This window comes from Plantactinospora soyae (assembly GCF_014874095.1).
Taxonomy (GTDB): domain Bacteria; phylum Actinomycetota; class Actinomycetes; order Mycobacteriales; family Micromonosporaceae; genus Plantactinospora; species Plantactinospora soyae.
The window spans coordinates 167,517-186,782 of sequence record NZ_JADBEB010000001.1 but is presented as its reverse complement, the minus strand read 5'-3'; the positions used below and the strand labels follow the sequence as shown (position 1 = coordinate 186,782).

The window sequence follows — 19,266 nt, the reverse complement described above, 5'->3', positions numbered from 1 at the left end:
CGGTGGGGAGTGGACCGGTGTCCGGTGCGGAGCGGCCTGAGGGCGGTGGGACGGTGGCTACCGGCGACGGACACGGGTTGTCCGGTGCAGGGGACGCGGGAGCCTTCCTGGCCCGGCTGACCCGGCTCGATCCGGCGGCGGTGGTCCGGCTGCGGTCCGGGGCCACCGCCGGAGCGGCCGGTGGAACGGGCCGAACCGTCCTCTGGGCCCGGTTGCCCTGGTCCGTCCTGGTGAACCGGGTGGTCGCGGGCGACGGTCCGGGCGACGCGACCGTCTCGGCCGCCGAGCTGCTCGGCGAACTCGCCCGGGGCGGCACGGCGCTGCCGCCGCGCCGGGACACCGACTGGCGGTGGCCGGTGCCGGGTGCGGTGGGCACGGTGGTCGAGACCATCGCCGCCGACGAGCTGCGCCGGATCGCCGTCGCGGCGGCGGGCACCCTGCGCAGCGCGGCGGCCGACGGGGTCGGCGGCCGGGCGGTCGGCCAGCGGGCGCTGCGGGACGCCCTGCTCGACCACGTGGCGGTGGTGGTGACCCCGGCGGCGTCGCCCGGCGCGGAGGTACCCGGTACGTCGGTCGACGGTCGGATCGAGATCTCTCAACGACTCGTCCAGGCCATCGTTCGGATGGGCTTTCTCGGTTCCCCCGGCTCGACCGAGCGGGACGCCGTACAGGTGCGGATCATGGGTCGATGGGTCGGACTTGCCGCACCTTTCGGAGCAGCTTGGTCACAGAAAGTTAGCCAATTTGCGATAACCCCGGTCCGTGATCACCCGAACGGCTGATGAGGCATGGTCCATCTGTCTTGGGGCTGTCGTTGGGGGGATGCTTCAAGCCGGCTGTACGGGTACCGTCGGGCCTCGGATCCAACGCAACGTAGGCGAGTGGATCCGCTGGGGAGCGAGGTGCGCAAGCGATGCCGTGGTGGTCATGGCGCCCCGGCCACGCCGGTGGCGGTGAGCCGGAAACTCGAAGCAGGATCCAGACGGACGGCGCGGTCCGGGTCGGACCGCCGGCGCCGCGGGAGCCGGAACATGATTCCCGGCCGGGGGACCGGGCCACGATAAGAGAGGTTCCACCGGTCATCGCACCGGTGACGCTACGCCGGGTCGGCGACGCCCTCGATCTGCTCGATGTGCGCTACCTCGCCGACGGCGACGGCAGCCTGCTGGCGATGTGGGAGCGGCACGCCGTGCTTTTCGCCCTGGAGGGCCCCGACGACGAGATCCTCGTCATGCGGGCACGTCCACACTCGACCGTGCCGCCGGACTGGGCCGACCGGGCGTACCGGGTGGTCAACGAGTGGAACCACACCCGCCGGTTCTGCAAGGCGTACGTGGGTGACCCGACCGAACGCGGCCAGTTGCCGATCTACGCCGAGTTGCAGGTGCCGCTCAGTGCCGGCGCCCACGACGCGTTGCTCGTCGAGATGCTGGACTGCGGTGCGGCGGTCGCCACGACGTTCGTCGACTGGCTGCACGACGAGGGCGCACTGCTCTAGCCCGCACCGGCCGTACGCCCCGGTTCTGCGATCGTCAGCGGTCCGGGCCCGGTGTCTCGTCCATGGTGTTGACCATGAAGTACGCGGCCCGTTCGAGGTACTGCCACAGGGTCGTGGCGGACTCCTCCGGCAGATCCAGGCTGTCCACGGCCCGACGCATGTGGTGCAGCCAGGCGTCGCGCTCGGCCGGGCCGACCCGGAACGGTGCGTGCCGCATCCGGAGCCGGGGGTGGCCCCGCTGTGCCGAGTAGGTGTTGGGGCCGCCCCAGTACTGGATCAGGAACAGCGTGAGTCGGTCGGCGGCCGGACCGAGGTCGGCCTCCGGGTACATCGGCCGGAGCAGCGGGTCGGCGGCGACACCCGCGTAGAACTCGTCCACCAACCTCCGGAAGGCCGGCTCGCCGCCGATCTCCTCGAAGAAGGTTGGCGACGGGCGGGTCTGCTCTCGCTCACCTGCGGGATTCACCGCTCCATCCTGCCATCCGACAGGGTGATCGACCGCTGTCGGAGCCGCGTACCGGTGCGGTCTGGCTCACATCCAGGGCCTGCCCGGGGTCAGACGGCGCCGACGCCGGCCTCGGAGGACGGCGGCCTGGGGCCGGGTGGCGTACCGGCTCCGGTGCGGCCACCGGCCCGGCTGGCCGGTACCTCGGGCGGCGGGGTGGCGGCCCGCTCCCGGGCCTGGGCGATCGCCGCGTCGAACCGTTCGGAACGCGGCCACCGGACGGCCAGGAGCAGCATCAGCAGCACTCCGGCGACGCTCCAGAGGCCCACCACCCGGGGGATCGGGAACCGTTCGGCCAGCACCCCGGTGACCAGGACCGCGCCGCCCTGCATCACCTGGACGCCGGTGTTCATCACCCCGAACGCCCGGGCGCGGTAGCCGTGCGGCAGCGCCTGCACGAACAGGCCGTTGGCCACCGGCAGCAGGCCGGCGACCGAGAAGCCCGCGACCGCGGCCAGCAGCGCCACCACCACCGGCGGCGGATTCAACAGGGTGGGTACCAGGGCCAGCGGGGCGAGGACGGCGAACACCCGGACCAGGGCCCGGCGCCGGTCCGGCCGGACACCCCGGCCGATCAGCAGGCCGCCGAGGATGAAGCCGGCCGGCGCGGAGATCATGATCAGGGCCTGGGTGGCGCTCCGGTCGGCACCCTCGCCGGCGAAGGTGGTGGCCCAGGCGGCGGCCAGCCCCTCGGGGACGATGGCGAAGAGCATCGCGCAGAAGACCATGATCGCGATTGCCCGCAGTACCGGGGTGCCGAACACCAGTTGGAAGCCGGCGGCGGTCTCCCGCAGCAGATGGCGGCGGCCGCCCTCGGTCGGCGCGGCGGGCCGGTGCCGGACCCCGAATCGGATGATCAGCGCGGAGAGCCCGAACGCGGCGGCGTTGATCAGCAGTGCGAGAGCCGGGCTGTACAGCGCGATGCCGGCGCCGACGACGTAGCCGACGACCTGCGCCGCCTGGCCGGTGCTGGCGTGCAGCCCGAGTGCGACCACGAGCCGGTCGCCGGTCAGGATGAGCGGCAGCGTCGCGGACCGGGCGGCCTGGCTCGGTGGACTCACCAGGGTGGCGACGAAGAGCAGTACGAGGATGACCTCGGCGCTCAGGCCGTCGATCGCGATGACCACGTACAGCGGCACCCGGATGATGTCGCAGATGACCATGACCGTGCGGTACGGGTACCGGTCGGCCAGCGTGGTGAGGAGCGGTCCGCCGATCAGCCAGGGCAGGTAGCTCGTCGCGAACGCGGCGGCCGAGAGCGCGACCGACCGGCTCTGCTGGTAGACCAGCAGCGTGACGGCGGCCTTGGCGAGATAGTCACCGGTCCAGGTCAGTACGGTAGCCGCGAAGATCGCCCGATACTCACGTTCGGCGAACACCTCCCGAAAGGTTGCCGGCCTTTCGGGCGCGTGTGTCTCTTCGGACACCGATGGGCCTCCATCGTTCTCGACCGCTGACCAAATGTGATGGGGCTGCCGAGAACGTCAGACGTTCGGATCAGCGAGGTCTTCATTACGCTCCGGGAGGGAGCCTGTTCTGGATTCTGCCCGATCGTATGACAACTGGCTAGGGCGAACGGATAGATCGTCGCATCTCCGACTGGTCGAACGGACGATACCCGACCGCCCGCGCGGTACGCGACCCCTGCCACGCGGCGTCCGACGTGGGCCGTCCGGCGCGCCCTTCGTCCCTCGGTCGGTCAGGTCGCTCCACGTCGGTCGGATCGCTCCGCGCGGTCGGGTCGGTCCACGTCGGTCAGGTCGCTCCACCCTGGCCGGTCTCGCCCTCGGCCGGCGGTGCCGCGGGGCGCGGGAACATCCGGGTCGCCGCCATCCCGGCAGTGATGCCGGAGTTCTCCAGCGCCTCGGCGAGCCGGCGACGCAGCTCGCGGGAGACCGCGAACTGTCCCTCGGCCGTGGTCTTGGCGATGGTACGGATCACCGAGCCGTCCACGGTGATCTGTTCGACCCCGATCACCTCGGGCGGCTCCACCAGCTCCGGAGCGAGTTCCGGATCGACCGCCACCGAGGCCGCCGCGGTCCGCAGCACCGCCGTGGCCTCCTCGGTACGGGCGAACCCGATCGGCATGTCCACGACGACCATCGCCCAGCCCTGGCTCTTGTTGCCGACCCGGATGATCTCGCCGTTGCGGATGTACCAGACCACCCCGCGGGCGTCCCGGACGGTGGTGATCCGCAGCCCGACGGCCTCCACCACGCCGGTGGCCTCGCCGAGGTCGACCGTGTCGCCGACGCCGTACTGGTCCTCCAGCAGCATGAACAGGCCGGCGATGAGGTCCTTGACCAGCGTCTGGGCGCCGAAGCCCAGGGCCAGGCCGGCGATGCCCGCGCTGGCCAGCAGGGGTGCCAGGTCGAGGCTGAGTTCGCTGAGGATCTGCAGGGTGGCGATGGCGAAGACGACCGCCGTGGTCATGCTGCGCAGCACCGAACCGATCGCCTCGGCCCGCTGGCGCCGCCGTTCGGGTACGACGGCCTGTGGGTCGGGTGCGGCGGTCGGGATCCGTTCCCGCAACGGCCGGAGCACGGCCGGGATCCGGCTCTCGGAGGTGCTCCGGACCAGCCGGTTGATGGTCCGGTTCAGCAGGTACCGGAGCAGGATCGCGAGCAGCAGGATCAGCGCGATGGTCGCCGGCTTGATCAGCAGGTAGTTGCTGCCCTCGGCGAACCACACGGAGTCCGTCACCCGGTAGACCTGCTTGCAGAACGGGTTGTCCAGGCAGCTCGGCTCCGGCTCCGGGGTCGGGGTCGGCGCGCTGGGCATCCCGAGGACGACGGTGGTCAACAGGTTCGCGGGGTTCACGGGTGTCTTCGTACCGCACGACCGGTGGCGGCCGTCGGCCGACCCGCCGGCTCGTGGCCGAGGCCGCCGCGACCCCGGATGGGGCTCCGGCCCGGCCAGGGGCGGGGGGACGGAACCGGTCATCTTGCCACGGGACGTGAAAGCTTTCTGCGGGACCCCCGATTAGTACGTGCAATCGGGGCACCTATCGGGGACTATTGGCGCACGGACGCCGGTGATCTGCCGGCGTCGGCCGCGGTCGTGGCGGTCTGTCGGTGCGTGCTGGGCCGACTGTGGCCACCGGGAGCGGGGTCGACACCGGCGGGCGACAGGGAGCGGACGAGACACGACCGAGAGGTGAGCGCGATGCCTGACATACGACCCACGGTGGGCTCCGGAGCGTTGGTGCTCAATGCCACCTATGAGCCGCTGTGTGTCGTTTCAGTGCGTCGGGCCGCGATCCTGGTCCTGTCGGCCAAGGCCGTCTGCGTGGCCGACGGGGAAGGAATCCTGCACAGTGCCCGCAACGCCCTCCCCGTACCATCGGTGGTGCGGTTGACCCGTTTTGTCCGGGTGCCGTACCGGACCCACGTCGGGTTGTCCCGGCGGGCGATCTTCGCCCGGGACAACTGGCGGTGCGTCTACTGCCGTGGCCCGGCCGAGACCATCGACCACGTCTTCCCGCGCAGCCGGGGCGGCCGGCACGCCTGGGAGAACGTCGTGGCGGCCTGTGCCAAGTGCAACCACACCAAGGGCGACAAGACCCCGGCGGAGCTGGGCTGGCGGCTGCACGCACTGCCGGCCGCGCCGAAGGGCATCGCCTGGCGGGTGCTCGGTCACCGGGCCCCCGACCCGCGCTGGGCGAGCTGGCTGGACCTGCGCGAGAGCGAGGCGGCCTGACCCGACCCGTCCGGCGACGGCGACCGCCGTACCGGGCGGGCCGGCCGTCTCCGGCGTCGCCTGTCGGGTCGTCATGACTGACGGGCCGAGACCAGGGACGCGAAGACGACGACGTTGTCCGCGTACCCGGTGGAGCCACCCACCCAGCGCCCGCCGCAGGTGATCAGCCGGAGCGACGGCCGGGTGAAGTCGCCGTAGACCCGCTCGACCGGCAACTGCGACTTGTTGAACCGCTTGACGGAGTTGACCTCGAAGACCGCCACCGACCGGTCCTCCCGGTTGACCTCGATCTTCGAGCCCGGTCGCAGTCCGGGGAGGTCGTGGAAGACCGCCGGTCCGGTCCGGGTGTCGACGTGACCGACGATCACCGCCGGCCCGTACTGGCCGGGGGTGGGGCTCTGGCTGTACCAGCCGGCCTCGTCGCGGCGGTCCGACGCCGGAACCTCGATCGTGCCGTCCCCGGCCACCCCCACCGGATGCACCGGAGCGGTCAGGCCGAGCGACCGGATCCCGATCCCCACCGGCGGGCTCGACTCCAGGACCGGGAACTTGCGGGGCGGCGCCGGAGCGCCGAAGGTCAACCCGGTCGGCAGCACGGAAAAACCGGTCACGTTCTGCACCCCGAAGAGGGTGATGAGCAGGCCGAGCAGCAGCGTGATCACGGCCACCGGGCCGGGTCGGCGAATCCGCCGGCCCCGCCGTACCCGCCGACGGGTCGGTTTCGGCGGCACCGTGCCCAACGTCCCGGGCGGGGTGCCATCGGTCGGGTCCGGGCTGGCGATGCTCGCCGCGGTGGCCTGGCTGGCGAGCCGGGCGGTACGGCGTCGCCACCGACCTGCCCGGTCCCGCCACCGGCCCGCCCGGTTTCGCCACGTGCCATCGGCACGGGGGGCACGGAACATCGCCGGTCCGGATCAGCTACCCGGCTCGGTACGGCGCCGGCTCCGCCCGGCCAGCCCGAACCCGAGGCCGAGCGCGATAACCCCGATACCGCCCGCGAGGATCAGCACGCCGCCCGGTCCGCCCGCCGTACCGCCGCCACCGGTGGCCGGTCCCTGGCTGCCCTGGCTCATGTTCACCACGGTGAGCGTGGTGGTGGCGGTGTTGCCGTTCTGGCAGCTGAGGTTGACGGCGTAGGGTCCCGGTGCCTTGTTGCCCGGAATCGTCACCGAACCGGTGAGAAAGCCGTTGTCGGGGCGGAGCATGACCCGGCCGAAGGCCTCGGACTGCACCGTGGCCTGCTGGTTGTTGCCGTTCTCGCAGCTCGCCCGGAGGTTGACCCGGGTACCACCCTGGGCGGTGTTCGGGGTGACCTCCACGAACGTGTTCGGCCCGGCCCGAAGGGCCGACAGGGTCCCGAACGCCGGCCCCGGGACCAGGGCGGCGACGGTGACGCCGGCGGCGATCGTACGGCCGACAATCTTGGCACTGAGCATGACTTTCCTCCCCGCCGGTTCTCCCGGCCGGTCGCGTTCACGACCGTCGTCGGGATCGGTGTTCCCATCGACTCGGAGCACACACGCGATCGCCGTTCGGCCGGGTACGGGGCTGGTCAGTCGGCCGGTACGGGTGCGATCGGGGCGACCGGATGCCAGGCGAGCGGGCTGGAGAGCACCATCGTGCTCGACGGCTGCCCGTACGGGGCGAGTCTGTCGATGACCTGCTCGAACGCCTCGATCGACCCGGTTGCCACCTTGAGCATGCTGCACGCGTCCCCGGTGATCCGGTGGATCTCCAGGATCTCCGGCCAACCGGGCACCTCGGGGTCGCGAAGGATGCACCGGGAGCCGTAACAGGACATCCGGATCATCGCCACCACCGCCCGGCCGGCCCGGTCCAGGTCCACGTGCGCGTGGTAACCGGTCACGACACCGGATTCCTCCAGCCGTCGTACCCGCTCGGCGACGGCCGGCGGGGAGAGGTGGACCCGTCGGGACAGCTCGCTGAACGAGAGCCGCGCGTCGGCCTGGAGTTCCCGCAGCAGCGCCCAGTCCATGTCATCCATAGTCGCTAACTCTCCGTAATCAATCGCGAACGCCGAAACGACCTTTCAAACGTTAAGTCATCTCGGCTATCAACCGCACAACCACGGAGACTGCGGGTCCAGTGCCGTCGTTCCGGCATTCCGTCGACCGGCCGATCAGCGAGATCATGACGGTATCGCGTCACGGAACGGAGGCAACTGGTGGAGAGCATTCAACGGCAGCGGCTGCCCGAGCGGCCCCGCGTACGGCCGGCGAACGCCCAGCAGCGCGCTGACCGGGCGGCGGCCAACGGCGGCGAGCCGACGCTGGAACTCGCCGAGCGGACCCCGTACGACACGTACGTGCACGCCAGCACCCTGCACAGCCTCCAGCAGACGCTGAGCCGGGATCCCGGTGAGATGTCCTTCCTGATGGTCAGCCAGATCATGGAGCTGTACTTCGGGCTGACCTGTTTCGAAGTGCGCGAGGCGCGCAAGCGGCTGCGTGAGGACGACGTCTGGGCCGCCCTCGCCCCGCTGCACCGCGCCGCCCTGCACCTGGAGGGACTGAACGCCGCCTGGCGCGGGCTGCGCTGGATGACCCCGGCCGACTTCAACCGGTTCCGTAACCTGCTCGGCGAGGGCTCCGGGTTCCAGTCCGCGATGTACCGGCAGTTGGAGTTCCTGCTCGGGCTCAAGTCCGTCTCCCTGGCCCGGCCGTTCCACCGGCAACCCCAGGTGTACGCCGAACTGGTCGAGACGCTGCGGGCGCCGAGCCTCTGGGACGAGGTGATCGCCGTGCTGGCGCGGCGGGGCTTCGCCGTACCGGCCGGGTTGCTGGACCGGGACTTCTCGAACGAGGCCGAGCCGAGCGCCGAGGTCACCGCCGCCTGGGTCGAGGTCTACGCCGACCCCGGGCCGGACAACCACCTCCGGCTCCTGGGTGAGACGCTGGTCGAGATCGTCGAGCAGTTCGACGACTGGCGGCACCAGCACCTCAAGGCCGTACGTCGGACCATGGGGGCGAAGGTCGGCACCGGAGGATCGGCCGGCGCGGCATGGCTGCGCCGGAGCATGGCCCGGGAGGTCTTTCCCGAGCTGTGGGCCGCCCGGACGGAGATGTAGCGGAGACCGGCCGTGCCGTACGGCCGGGTCCCGCGGCGACGCGGGTGATGCGGGAAGGAGCAAGAAACACCCATGACCACCCCGGAGGCGGAGGCGACCGCCCGGCGTCGCGACGAGGCCGATCCCGGCCATCGGCACCTGTTCCACGTTCCACCGGCCGAGGGTGGCCGGTATCCGGAGGCGGCCTACCTGGTCGGGAACTCCCTCGGCCTGCAACCCCGGGCCGCCCGGTCCGACCTGCTGGCCGAGCTGGACGCCTGGGCCACCCGGGGCGTGACCGGCCACTTCTCCGGTGACCGGCCCTGGGTGCCGTACTACCGCTCGCTCACCGGCCCGAGTGCGTCGCTGGTCGGCGCGCTGCCGGCCGAGACCGTGGTGATGAACTCGCTGACGGTCAACCTGCACCTGCTGATGGTGTCGTTCTACCGGCCGGCGGGCGCCCGGAACCGGATCGTCATCGAGGACGGTGCCTTCCCGTCGGACAGTTACGCGGTACGCAGTCAGGCCCGGCACCACGGGCTGGACCCGGACGAGGCCGTGGTGCGGCTGCGTCCCCGCCCCGGCGAGGAGACCCTGCGGACCGAGGACGTGGTCGCGTACCTCGACCGGGAGGGCGACCGGGTGGCGCTGGTCCTGCTCGGCGGCGTCAACTACCTGACCGGTGAGGTGCTGGACGTTCCCACCATCACCGAGGCGGGCCACCGGTCCGGTGCCCTGGTCGGCTGGGACCTCGCGCACGCGGTCGGGAACGTGCCGCTCGCCCTGCACGACTGGAACGTCGACTTCGCCGCCTGGTGCACGTACAAGTACCTGAACTCCGGTCCGGGGGCGCTGGCCGGGATCTTCGTCCACGAGCGACACCTCGGCGACCCGACGGTCAACCGGTTCGAGGGTTGGTGGGGTACGGACGAGGCGACCCGGTTCGAGATGGCCCCGGTCTCCCGGCCGCCGGCCACGGCGGAGGCGTGGCTGATCTCCAATCCGCCGGTTCTGGCGATGGCGCCGATGCGTTCGGCGTTGGGGATCTTCGAAGAGGTCGGAATGGCCGCGTTGCGGAGTCGCAGTGAACGGTTGACCGGATATCTGGAAGAACTCCTGGACGAGATCACCCCGACCCGTCCGCTCACGGTGATCACGCCACGCGATCCGGCCCGACGCGGCTGCCAGCTGTCGGTACGGATCGGCCGGGGCGGCGCCGCCGCGCTGACCAAACGCCTCTCCACCGAGTACGGAGTGCTGGTCGACGACCGTGAGCCGGACGTGATCCGGCTGGCCCCGGTGCCGCTCTACTCGACGTACCACGACTGCTGGCGGGCGGCCGAGGCGTTGGCCCGGCTCGTCGACTGAGCCGCTCTGCCGTGACCGTGATCGATTCGGATCGAGTCATCTCAGCTACGTATCGGCCGGTACGAAACCCGACGTAACCTTTGGTCGCTGTCGATGGTCTAGCTATTGTTCCGGAAAGGACACCGGGTCGGCGCAGAAGGACCTATGTTTCGTCTCACTGCCGGCGGCTGCCACGGACCGGGCCGGCAACACCGTCCGGCAGACCGTGATCCGGGCGTACGCGATCACGCCGTAGCGCGGCGCCCGGTGGGGCCGGTGCCGTGGGAGCCTGCCCCACCGGGCGTGCCGACGCTGGTCGCGTTCCGACGGGCGTGGCGGGGTCCGGAACCGGCCCCGCCGCGCCCGGATCGGCCCTTCGTGGGGCGGATCGGCTGCCCGTCGGCGCTGGGATCGGCCCCCCGAGATCTGCCGGGCCTCGCTTTCCGATACCGTGAACGGCGACTGGGTCGGGCGGATTGGCAAGATCGTCAACCGCTCGGGCCGGGCACGATGATCCCGTTTTCGTCTGGGGGCGTTGAGGTTGTCTGTTTCCGAGACGTTGCTGGTCTTTGTCGCCATCCCGGTCGCCGCCGTACTGGTGATCACCGTGTTGGCGCGGGCCGGTAAGAGCGGGCGTAACGCCCGCCGTTACCGGCCGGGACGGCCGTTCGAGTTCACTCCGGTCTGGTTTCTCTCCTCGCCCGAGCACCTGACCGAGTCCGCGCGGACCGCGCTGCCGGCCGGCGCGGAGGCCCGCAGTCTGACCAGCGGTGAGATCGAGACCATCAGCGCGCCGACGCGCGCCGGCGTGACAGGGGGCGCAAGTGACCGCTGGTAAGAGCGTGGCGACGACCGACCGGCCCGATGCCTCGGCCGGGGTCGCCGAGCAGCCCAACGTGCTGGACGGTCCCTTCACCACCCGCCAACTGCTGCGCATCGACGAGGCGCTGCGGGTCGCCGACGGCGCCACCGGGCTGGTCTTCACGGTCTACGTCGGGCCGCTGACCGAGCCGGTCCGGGAGCACGCGCAGCGGCTGCACGCCGAGCTGGTCGATCCCGCCCACGCCGTGCTGGTCGCGCTCTCGCCCAACCAGCGGGTGCTGGAGGTGGTGACCGGCGTCCAGGCGCGTAAGCGGGTTCCGGACCGGGACGCAAAACTGGCCGCCCTCTCGATGGTGGCGGCCTTCGGCGGCGGCGACCTGGCCGGCGGCATCGTCAGCGGCCTGGACCAGCTCGCCACCCGCGCAGGTCGGTCCGACTAACCCGTCAGCCCAGCCAAGACAACGCACCCCGACACCGGCTTGCCGCCGAGGTCGGGGTGCGGTCGTGTCGGGGGATCCGGACCGGCCGGTCAGGGGTTCCGGACCGGCCGTGGCGCGCTGGTCGCCGCGGCCGGTGCCCCGGGCCGGGTCGCGCTCAGGCCGAGGCGGAATCCTTGGCCCGGGCCCGCAGCGCCCGGAGCACTCCGTCCCGGCCCTCGGCGACCAGCCGGCGCAGCGACGCCGGATGGCCCGACTCGGCCAGCCAACCGTCGGTGGCCCGGATGGTGTTCTCGCTGACCTGGTACGCCGGGTACGCCAGCATGACGAACTCCTGGGCCGGCTCACTGTCCCGGCTCGCCCAGACCTGGCCGACCGAGGCGAAGAACGGCTCGACGTACGGGGCCGTCAGCTCGACCTGAGCCGGATGCTGCAAGCCCTGCAACAGTGCCCGGTGCCGCCAGTTCGGCAGGATCTCGTCCCCGGTCAGCGTGCGCCACACCTCCGCCTTGTTCTCGGCGGTGGCGATCAGCGCGTACGCCAGTGCGGCCTCCCGCTCGCCGCTCGACGTCCGGTCCGACGACAACTCCGCGTCGATCTCGGCCCGCCCGGCCGCCCCGTTCGCGACCAGGGCCCGGAGCACCGTCCAACGCAGCTCGGTGTCGATGGTCAACCCGTCCGGCACCTCGACGCCGTCCAGCCAGCCCCGCAGTACGGCCAGCTCCGAGGCGTTGCGGGCGGCCGAAGCGAAGGTACGCGCCCAGGTCAGTTGCAGCCCGCTGCCCGGCTCGGCGGCCCGTAGCGCGGTCGACGCGGTGGCGGCGAGCTGTGCCCAGCCGGTCGGTGCCCAGTCCGGGGCCGCGTACGAGGTGAGCGTGGCGGCGGTCTGCCGGAGCGTCTGGGTGACCAGGTTGATGTCGGTCTCGGCGGGCAGGCCGGTCAACGCCAGCGCCACGTAGTCCCGGGCAGACAGTTCGGCGTCCCGGACCATGTCCCAGGCGGCGGCCCAGCACAGGCCCCGGGGCAGCGACGACTCGAAGGCGGCGATGTGCTGTACGACCGCCGCCATCGACCGCTCGTCCAGCCGGAGCTTGGCGTAGGTCAGGTCGTCGTCGTTGAGCAGCAGCACGTCCGGCGCGGCCACGCCGGTGAGCTGTGCCAGCTCGGTACGCTCCCCGGCGACGTCGACCTCGATCCGGTCCCGGCGGACCAGCCGGCCGTTCCGCAGGTCGTAGAGGCCCACCCCGATCCGGTGCGTACGCAGTGTCGGGTGCTCGCTCGGCGCCTCCTGCAACACCACGACCGACTGGTACGTGCCGTCGGGGCCGATCGACACCTCCGGCCGCAGCGTGTTGACCTGTGCGGTCTCCAGCCACTCCGCGGCGAACTTGCGCAGTTCCCGGCCGGAGGCCGCCTCCAGCTCGGTGAGCAGGTCGTCGAAGGTGGCGTTGCTCCAGGCGTACTTGCCGAAGTAGCTGCGCAGGCCGTCGCGGAACGGCCCCTCGCCGACGTACGCGACGAGCTGCTTGAGCACGCTGGCGCCCTTGGCGTACGTGATGCCGTCGAAGTTGACCTCGACGGCCTCCAGGTCGGGCATCTCGCAGTAGACCGGGTGGGTGGAGGAGAGCTGGTCCTGCCGGTAGCCCCAGTTCTTCCGGACCGACAGGAACGTCGTCCAGGCGTCCGAGAACCGGGTCGCGTTGGTGTTGGCCCAGTGACTGGCCCACTCGGCGAACGACTCGTTCAGCCAGAGGTCGTTCCACCAGCGCATCGTCACCAGGTCGCCGAACCACATGTGCGCCAGTTCGTGCAGGATCGTGTTGGCGCGCTGCTCGTACTCGAAGTCGGTCTCCTGCGAGCGGAACAGGTAGTGCGCCTCGGCGTGCGTGACGCAGCCGAAGTTCTCCATCGCGCCCGCGTTGAAGTCGGGCACCCACACCTGGTCGTACTTCGGCAGCGGGTAGCGGACGCCGAACTGGTCGTGGAAGAAGTCGAAGCCCTGGGTGGTGACCAGGTTCAGGTCCGCCGAGTCGAGGTACTGGGACATGCTGGCCCGGCAGAAGTAGCCGAGGTCGATGCCGTCGTGGGTGTAGCGGACCTCGTGGTACGGCCCCGCGCAGATCGCCGTGACGTAGGTGCTCATCACGGCCGAGGGAGCGAAGTGGATCGTCTTGCTTCCCTGGTCGGCCGGCTCCTCGTCGCGTACCGGCATGTTGGAGATTGCCCGCCAGTGTGCCGGAACGGTCGCGTGCCAGCTGAAGACGCTCTTCAGGTCGGGCTGGTCGAAGCAGGCGAAGACCCGCTGCGCGTCCGCGGTCTCGAACTGGCTGTACAGGTAGGTCTCGCCGTCCACCGGGTCGACGCTGCGGTGCAGCCCCTGGCCGCTGGAGGAGTAGAGGAAGTCGGCCTCCACGACCAGGACGTTCTCGGCGGCCAGGCCGGGCAGGGTGAGTCCGGCCTCGGCGGACCAGTCCGAGAGGTCGACCGGGGCGTCGTTCAACGTCGCGGCCCGGACGGAGTCGGCGGCCAGCTCGATGAAGGTCGTGGCGCCGGGCTCGGCACAGCGGAACCGGACCTCGGTCGTCGAGCGGAAGGTGCGGTTGTCCGCGGCTCGTCCGGCGGACGACAGGTCCAGGCGGATGTCATAGCCGGTGACGTCGAGCAGACGCCCCCGCTCCGTCGCCTCGACCTGGGTCAGGTTGCGCACTCCGGGCACGTGAATCTCCATCCGATCTTCCCGCTGGCTGTCGCCGTTGACAGCATCGAGCCATCCCCACGACTCACGCCGAGTCTTTCATGCCGGCGAGCGAGGTACTGGTGCTCCAGGTCACGGTCTCATCCCGCTGTCGATATCGGTCGACTGGGGTGAAGATCTGTAACGGGTGTCGCCGAATCAGGCGTCCCGACGATGAAGGGAGTCGCCGTGTCCGAGCGTGCGGCCGTTGACATGTTCTTCGACCCGACCTGCCCGTGGGCCTGGATCACCTCTCGATGGCTGCTGGAGGTGGAACGGGTACGTCCGGTCGACGTCCGGTACCGGGTGATGAGTCTGGCAGTGCTCAACGAGGGCCGGGACATGCCGGAGCAGTACCGGGAGGGGCTGAAGAAGGCCTGGGGACCGGTACGGATCTGCGTCGCGGTGGAGCAGAAGCACGGATCGGCAGTGGTGCGTGACCTGTACACCGCTCTCGGTACCCGGATCCACATCAAGAAGGAGGAACGAAACCAGGAGCTGTACCGGGCGGCGCTGGCCGACGTCGGTCTGGACCCGGCGCTGGCCGAGATCGCCGACTCGACCGAGTACGACGAGGCGCTGCGGGCCAGCCACGACGCCGGGATGAAGCCGGTCGGCCAGGACGTGGGCACCCCGGTGATCCACGCTCCGGGCCCGGTGCCGGGTGAGACCGTCGCGTTCTTCGGTCCGGTGATCACGCCGGCGCCGAAGGGCGAGGCCGCCGGTCGGCTGTGGGACGGGGTGCTCCTGGTCGCCGGGACCCCCGGCTTCTACGAGCTGAAGCGCAGCCGTACCGCCTCGCCCAGCTTCGAGTGAGGTGTAAGGAGGGGGCCCTTCCTATCGTTTTCTGTAGAAGAAGGGCCCCCTCCTAACCGCGAACCCGCCCCGCGAATGCCCACGAGGTGGGCGGGGTCGGGGTGTCCGTACGGTGGGTCCGGTCCCGCCGGTAGCGTTCCGGGACATGACGGTCGTGCATCCGATCTCCCGGGCCTGGATCACCACGGGCGGCACCGGCGCGCAGAACTACGACGAGTTCGCCGACGACGCCGAGATCACCGAGATCATCCGGTCCAATCCACACAGCGCACTCGCGATCGAGATGCCGCACCGGGCGCCGGAGAGCCTCGGGCGGTCCTTCGCCGAGTCGCTGCCCGACGCCGTCGCGCGGCTGGCGCAGGCCCGGGACGACGGCAGTTACACCCCGGCCGAGCAGGTCGTCGTGCTGTACCGGATCACCGCGGCGGACGAGGAGCCCGGCTACGGCCTGTTCGCCATGGTCGACACCGATCAGATCTCGACCAGCGCCGACGAGCCGGGCCTGGTGATCCGCAACGAAGACGTCTTCATCGCCAAGGTGCGGGAGCGGGTGGCGCTGGCCGAGGCGACCGGTCATCTCCTCTCGCCGGTGCTGCTGCTCCAGACGGGCAACCGGGCTGCCGGTGCCGGCGACCCGAATCCGGCCGAGGCCCTGCACCTGGCCCTCGCCGAGGCGACCGACACCGCCGGGGCACCCGCCGCGACCGACACCGACCAGGCGGGCCGGACCCACGCGATCTGGCTGGTCGGGCCGGGCCGGCGCCAGGACGAGTTGCTGGCGTTGGCCGGGGCCGGGGAGCTGGTCGTCGCGGACGGCAACCACCGGAGCCTGGCCGCCCAGACCGGCCGGCTGACCCGCTTCCTCGCGGTGGTCACCACGCCCGCGTCGGTGGCGATCCAGCCGTACAACCGGCTGGTCAGCGAGCTGACCACCACCCCGGACGACCTGATCGCCCGACTGCGCGGCGCGGGCGCGCGGGTCGAGCCGGTGACCGGCCGGGCGGCGGTGCCCGACTCCGGCGGAACCATCGTCCTGTACGCCGCCGGCACCACCTACGCGGTCACGCTGCCTGCGGGTGCCGGGGACGGGGTGGACAACCTGGACCACGCCCTCGTCGAGCGGGTCCTGCTCCGGGAGGCGCTCGGTCTCGACCCCGGCGACAAGCGGATCACCTACGTCGGCGGGGACTACCCGGCGGACTGGCTGGTCGGCGAGGTCGACGCGGGCCGGGCGGAGCTGGCGATCCTGATCGCTCCGGTGACGGTGCGGGACTTCGTCGCGGTCAACCTGGCCCGGCAGAAGATGCCCCGCAAGAGCACCTGGTTCACCCCGAAGGCCCGGGGCGGTCTCGTCCTGGCCGAGCTCGGCCGTTCCGGCGGGGAACCGCCGCGCGACTGATCGGCGGGGAACTGATCGGCGGGGAACCGCCGCGCGACTGATCGGCGGCGCGACCGGGTGGCCGTACGGCGGCCCGGACGGCCGAGCCGGCACCGTCCGGGCTGTGATCTGTCCGGCTGCCGCCGCGCCTGCCGGCGGGCCGGCGCGGTGGGCTGGAAGACTGCGCGGTATGCGCGTCTATCTGGGATCCGACCACGCCGGTTACGAACTGAAGGTGCATCTGGCCAACCACCTGGCCAAGCAGGGCTACGACCTGGTGGACGTCGGGCCCTTCCTCTTCGACCCGGACGATGACTACCCCGTGTTCTGCCTGCACAGCGGCGCCCGGGTGGTGGCCGACCCGGGAAGCCTCGGGGTGGTGATCGGCGGGTCCGGCAACGGCGAGCAGATCGCCGCGAACAAGGTCGCCGGGGTACGGGCGGCACTGGCCTGGAACGTGGAGACCGCACAACTCGCCCGGCAGCACAACGACGCGAACGTGGTGGCGGTCGGCGCCCGGCAGCACACCCTGGACGAGGCGACCGCGATCGTGGAGGCGTTCCTCAGCACGCCGTTCTCCGGCAACGACCGGCACGCGCGCCGGATCGCGCAGGTCGCCGAGTACGAGAGGGTAGGGGTGCTGCCGGCGCTGCCGACCAGCCCGTAGCCGGAACGTGCCGCCGTGGGCGGCCGTGGCGGGGCGGTGGGTCAGCGACCGTTGCGGGGAAGGTCCTCCCGGGGCACCCAGTTGCGCCGGACCAGCACCAGCCGCTCGGCCGCCTCGGCGAGGTCGGCGTCCGTCGGCCGGGCCGCGTCCCGGGCCCGCATCGCCGCCGAGACACTCACCTGGGAGGCGCCCGAGCCGATCAGGCCGCGCAGCCCGCGTTCGACGTCCCGGTCGTCGCCCGGTCCCGGGCCGGCACCCGGCTCGGCGGCACGGCGTCCCTCGCCCGCCGGTCCGCTGGCACTGCTCGCCGGTTCGTGCCGCAGCCGACGCCGTCGACGCTCCGGTTCACCCATGGCCCGACACTACCGCCCGGACGCCCGGCGTTCGCCGCTCAGAAGGTCCCCAGCCCGCTGGGCGCCCGGTGCCAGCCGAACGCGGCGGAGACCCGGGGCAGCACGCCGGGCCGGACTTCCCGGACCAGTCCGGCCGCGGCCAGCGTGCCGAGGGAGGAACCACCGAGGTAGGCGGCGGCGAGATCGCGTACGTCACACGCCAGCTCGGCCGGGGCGTCGGTCCGGGTACACCGGGCGGTGCCGGACGCGGCGGTCAGCCGCCACCGGCCCGCGTTCTCCGGCAGCAGCGGGTCGGTGACGTCGAGCACCACGTCGACTCCGGTGGCGTAGCTCCGGGCGGCCAGGGCGGCGGGCAGGTCGACGATCCGGAGCCAGAGCCCGTGGTTCAGCCGGGCGCCGAGCTGACGCGGCTCGTCGACCAGGTGGTGCAACGGCTCGTCGACGGCGGCGTGATGGAAGATCACGGTCCGGGTCAGGTCCACGCCGAGCAGGAACCGCCAGAGCGCCCGGTACGCCACGGGATCCTCGACCACCACCTCGTCGATCATCACCATGCCGCGCGGCCCACGGGCGTCCCACTCGTCCCGGGTACGCCACAGCGCGTACCCGGCGGGTCCGGTCGGTGTGTCGGCGATCACGGCCTGCCGCTCCGTACCCCCGGACCGGCGGCTGGGGTAGTCGGTCAGCACGTACCGCCACCAGGGCTCGGTCCGGTCGGACCAGCCGGGGCGGCCGGCGCGGACCCGCTCGTAGAGCGGGGCGAGCACGGAGCGGAGGGCGAGCGGGTCGCCGACCCGGAGCGTGACGGCCGGCACCGGGCCGCCGGACGGGTCCGCCTCGGCGGGCTCGACCAGCCGCAGCGCGGCGGTGTCGACCTCCAGCGGCAACTGCTGGGTCGCCTGGCCGTAGCCGAACCGGGGGTAGATCGGCCCCTCGCTGGCCCAGAGCACCGCGATCGACTCCTGCCCGGCGGCCTGGATGTCCCGCAACTGCCGCCGCATCATCCGGTTCAGCAGCCCTCGGCGTCGATGGGTGGGTGCCACCCCGACGTCCGTGACGTGCGCGGCCGGCAGCGTGCCGCCGGGAACGGTCAACTTCCGGGTGTACGCCCCCGCGTGTGCCACCACGGTCCCACCGGAGCGGACCACCAGGGACCGGTCCGGTTCGGCGATACCGGCGTGGACCTCCGTGAAGGTGGCGTCGGGTTCGTTGTGAAAGAGGGTTCGCAGCAGCGTGCCGATGGCGTCCAGGTCGGCGGGAGTGGCGGCCTCGATCGGTGACTCTGTGTCGAGCATCGTCCCTGTCTAGTGCACCGGGTGCTGATTCGGCGAGCTGTTTACGGGCTGGCTACCCTCGAAACCGGGACGGGTTCGCGCCCGAGCCGATGGGGAGGACCAGATGCCAGAGCAGACGCAGCCGTGGGCCGAACGGACCGTCGAGATGCCGCCGGAGGGCTTCCGTCCGGAGGGCTTCCGGCGCGGGGTCGCGCCGGTGGGCGCACCGAAGCCGCGTACCGAGTCGATGCCGGTCACGCCGCACGAGCCGACCGGCACGGGGTGGCCAGCGGTGGAGGAGGAGCCGCACCAGCTGCCCCCGGGTTACCACTGGCGGCAGCTTCGTCGGGGGATGCACTGGAGCATGATCGGCGGCCTGTTCGCCTTCGTCTGCTGGGGGATCTGGGCCATCTCCGCGCGTGGCGACCTGACCAGTCCGGTCGTCACCTTCGTGCTGACCCTCTTCGTGGCGGTTGGTCTCTTCGCGCTGGCCCGGCTGGTCGGGCGGGTGATCTGGGAGCGGCAGCTCGGCCGGATCCGGCGTACGGCCCGGGGCGCCCACCTGGTGACCGCCGTGTTCCTGGTCGGCGTCGGGGTGGCCTACCTGCGCCAGACGGAGTGGGTCGTGGACCTGTGGAATTGGGTCGCCGGGCTGTGAGGCCGACGATC

20 protein-coding genes are annotated in these 19,266 nt (G+C 71.6%); 11 read left to right on the top strand and 9 right to left on the bottom strand.

All coding sequences use genetic code 11. The annotated features are described in order from the left end of the window. Positions 1-17 precede the first annotated feature (17 nt). Both H4W31_RS00800 and H4W31_RS00795 read left to right on the top strand, forming a co-directional pair. Complete coding sequence (locus H4W31_RS00800) at positions 18-782, top strand: hypothetical protein (protein WP_192764872.1); 765 nt, start codon at positions 18-20, stop codon at positions 780-782. 131 nt (positions 783-913) lie between these two features. Continuing rightward, positions 914-1,498: a type III secretion system chaperone family protein gene (locus H4W31_RS00795; RefSeq protein ID WP_192764871.1), complete on the top strand. Its 585-nt coding sequence runs from the start codon at positions 914-916 to the stop codon at positions 1,496-1,498. A 34-nt stretch (positions 1,499-1,532) separates the two neighbouring features. On the opposite strand, the gene H4W31_RS00790 is transcribed toward H4W31_RS00795, so the two are convergent. From H4W31_RS00790 to H4W31_RS00780, 3 genes are all read right to left on the bottom strand, one after another. Further along, positions 1,533-1,964 (bottom strand): globin, encoded by a 432-nt coding sequence (locus H4W31_RS00790; RefSeq protein ID WP_192764870.1) that lies wholly within the window; start codon positions 1,962-1,964, stop codon positions 1,533-1,535. A gap of 89 nt (positions 1,965-2,053) precedes the next feature. Further along, a complete protein-coding gene (locus tag H4W31_RS00785; protein WP_404825679.1) occupies positions 2,054-3,466 on the bottom strand; it encodes an MFS transporter in 1,413 nt (470 codons plus the stop codon). Between the two features lie 292 nt (positions 3,467-3,758). Next, the gene (locus H4W31_RS00780) at positions 3,759-4,784 is read right to left on the bottom strand and encodes a mechanosensitive ion channel family protein (protein WP_192771750.1); all 1,026 of its coding nucleotides are present in this window, start codon (positions 4,782-4,784) and stop codon (positions 3,759-3,761) included. Positions 4,785-5,168: 384 nt separating this feature from the next. Here H4W31_RS00780 and H4W31_RS00775 point away from each other — a divergent pair, with 384 nt between their 5' ends. After that, a complete protein-coding gene (locus H4W31_RS00775; protein WP_192764868.1) occupies positions 5,169-5,702 on the top strand; it encodes an HNH endonuclease in 534 nt (177 codons plus the stop codon). 71 nt (positions 5,703-5,773) lie between these two features. Here H4W31_RS00775 and H4W31_RS00770 read toward each other — a convergent pair whose 3' ends face one another. The 3 genes from H4W31_RS00770 to H4W31_RS00760 form a co-directional block, all read right to left on the bottom strand. Then, entirely contained in the window at positions 5,774-6,604 is an 831-nt protein-coding gene (locus tag H4W31_RS00770) for a class F sortase (RefSeq protein ID WP_192764867.1), read from the bottom strand. Positions 6,605-6,616: 12 nt separating this feature from the next. Beyond that, positions 6,617-7,138, bottom strand: coding sequence for a hypothetical protein (locus H4W31_RS00765; RefSeq protein ID WP_225945333.1), 522 nt, complete (start codon positions 7,136-7,138; stop codon positions 6,617-6,619). 116 nt (positions 7,139-7,254) lie between these two features. Then, entirely contained in the window at positions 7,255-7,707 is a 453-nt protein-coding gene (locus H4W31_RS00760; RefSeq protein ID WP_192764866.1) for an Lrp/AsnC family transcriptional regulator, read from the bottom strand. Positions 7,708-7,896: 189 nt separating this feature from the next. Between H4W31_RS00760 and H4W31_RS00755 the strand changes: the two genes are divergently transcribed. The 4 genes from H4W31_RS00755 (at position 7,897) to H4W31_RS00740 (ending at position 11,378) form a co-directional block, all read left to right on the top strand. Further along, the gene (locus H4W31_RS00755) at positions 7,897-8,790 is read left to right on the top strand and encodes a tryptophan 2,3-dioxygenase (protein WP_192771748.1); all 894 of its coding nucleotides are present in this window, start codon (positions 7,897-7,899) and stop codon (positions 8,788-8,790) included. Positions 8,791-8,862: 72 nt separating this feature from the next. Continuing rightward, positions 8,863-10,137, top strand: a complete 1,275-nt coding sequence (gene kynU, locus H4W31_RS00750) for a kynureninase (protein ID WP_192764865.1) — start codon at positions 8,863-8,865, stop codon at positions 10,135-10,137. A 520-nt stretch (positions 10,138-10,657) separates the two neighbouring features. Then, entirely contained in the window at positions 10,658-10,954 is a 297-nt protein-coding gene (gene ctaJ, locus H4W31_RS00745; protein ID WP_450091419.1) for an aa3-type cytochrome oxidase subunit CtaJ, read from the top strand. Next, positions 10,941-11,378 (top strand): DUF5130 family protein, encoded by a 438-nt coding sequence (locus tag H4W31_RS00740; protein WP_192764864.1) that lies wholly within the window; start codon positions 10,941-10,943, stop codon positions 11,376-11,378. Before ctaJ ends, H4W31_RS00740 begins: the two co-directional genes overlap by 14 nt. A gap of 154 nt (positions 11,379-11,532) precedes the next feature. Here the strand turns inward: H4W31_RS00740 and pepN are convergent, their stop codons facing one another. Further along, a complete protein-coding gene (gene pepN, locus H4W31_RS00735) occupies positions 11,533-14,082 on the bottom strand; it encodes an aminopeptidase N (RefSeq protein WP_192771746.1) in 2,550 nt (849 codons plus the stop codon). Positions 14,083-14,298: 216 nt separating this feature from the next. On the opposite strand from pepN, the gene H4W31_RS00730 reads away from it, so the two are divergent. From H4W31_RS00730 to H4W31_RS00720, 3 genes are all read left to right on the top strand, one after another. Then, positions 14,299-14,925 carry a mycothiol-dependent nitroreductase Rv2466c family protein gene (locus tag H4W31_RS00730; RefSeq protein ID WP_192764863.1) on the top strand — a complete coding sequence of 209 codons (627 nt, stop codon included), beginning with the start codon at positions 14,299-14,301 and terminating at the stop codon, positions 14,923-14,925. A 145-nt stretch (positions 14,926-15,070) separates the two neighbouring features. Next, positions 15,071-16,324, top strand: a complete 1,254-nt coding sequence (locus tag H4W31_RS00725) for a DUF1015 family protein (protein ID WP_192764862.1) — start codon at positions 15,071-15,073, stop codon at positions 16,322-16,324. A 169-nt stretch (positions 16,325-16,493) separates the two neighbouring features. Further along, a complete protein-coding gene (locus tag H4W31_RS00720) occupies positions 16,494-16,970 on the top strand; it encodes a ribose-5-phosphate isomerase (protein ID WP_192764861.1) in 477 nt (158 codons plus the stop codon). A gap of 41 nt (positions 16,971-17,011) precedes the next feature. On the opposite strand, the gene H4W31_RS00715 is transcribed toward H4W31_RS00720, so the two are convergent. Together H4W31_RS00715 and H4W31_RS00710 are read right to left on the bottom strand one after the other, a co-directional pair. Then, positions 17,012-17,323 carry a hypothetical protein gene (locus tag H4W31_RS00715; protein ID WP_192764860.1) on the bottom strand — a complete coding sequence of 104 codons (312 nt, stop codon included), beginning with the start codon at positions 17,321-17,323 and terminating at the stop codon, positions 17,012-17,014. Positions 17,324-17,361: 38 nt separating this feature from the next. Then, positions 17,362-18,618: a GNAT family N-acetyltransferase gene (locus H4W31_RS00710; protein ID WP_192764859.1), complete on the bottom strand. Its 1,257-nt coding sequence runs from the start codon at positions 18,616-18,618 to the stop codon at positions 17,362-17,364. Between the two features lie 103 nt (positions 18,619-18,721). On the opposite strand from H4W31_RS00710, the gene H4W31_RS00705 reads away from it, so the two are divergent. Then, complete coding sequence (locus H4W31_RS00705) at positions 18,722-19,255, top strand: hypothetical protein (RefSeq protein ID WP_192764858.1); 534 nt, start codon at positions 18,722-18,724, stop codon at positions 19,253-19,255. The last annotated feature ends 11 nt before the right edge of the window (positions 19,256-19,266 follow it).

Coding starts and splice junctions, on each gene's coding strand:
- H4W31_RS00795 (WP_192764871.1), top strand. CDS start 914: ATGCCGTGGTGGTCATGGCGCCCCGGCCACGCCGGTGGCGGTGAGCCG.
- H4W31_RS00780 (WP_192771750.1), bottom strand. CDS start 4,784: ATGCCCAGCGCGCCGACCCCGACCCCGGAGCCGGAGCCGAGCTGCCTG.
- H4W31_RS00775 (WP_192764868.1), top strand. CDS start 5,169: ATGCCTGACATACGACCCACGGTGGGCTCCGGAGCGTTGGTGCTCAAT.
- H4W31_RS00770 (WP_192764867.1), bottom strand. CDS start 6,604: ATGTTCCGTGCCCCCCGTGCCGATGGCACGTGGCGAAACCGGGCGGGC.
- H4W31_RS00765 (WP_225945333.1), bottom strand. CDS start 7,138: ATGCTCAGTGCCAAGATTGTCGGCCGTACGATCGCCGCCGGCGTCACC.
- H4W31_RS00760 (WP_192764866.1), bottom strand. CDS start 7,707: ATGGATGACATGGACTGGGCGCTGCTGCGGGAACTCCAGGCCGACGCG.
- kynU (WP_192764865.1), top strand. CDS start 8,863: ATGACCACCCCGGAGGCGGAGGCGACCGCCCGGCGTCGCGACGAGGCC.
- H4W31_RS00725 (WP_192764862.1), top strand. CDS start 15,071: ATGACGGTCGTGCATCCGATCTCCCGGGCCTGGATCACCACGGGCGGC.
- H4W31_RS00720 (WP_192764861.1), top strand. CDS start 16,494: ATGCGCGTCTATCTGGGATCCGACCACGCCGGTTACGAACTGAAGGTG.
- H4W31_RS00715 (WP_192764860.1), bottom strand. CDS start 17,323: ATGGGTGAACCGGAGCGTCGACGGCGTCGGCTGCGGCACGAACCGGCG.
- H4W31_RS00710 (WP_192764859.1), bottom strand. CDS start 18,618: ATGCTCGACACAGAGTCACCGATCGAGGCCGCCACTCCCGCCGACCTG.
- H4W31_RS00705 (WP_192764858.1), top strand. CDS start 18,722: ATGCCAGAGCAGACGCAGCCGTGGGCCGAACGGACCGTCGAGATGCCG.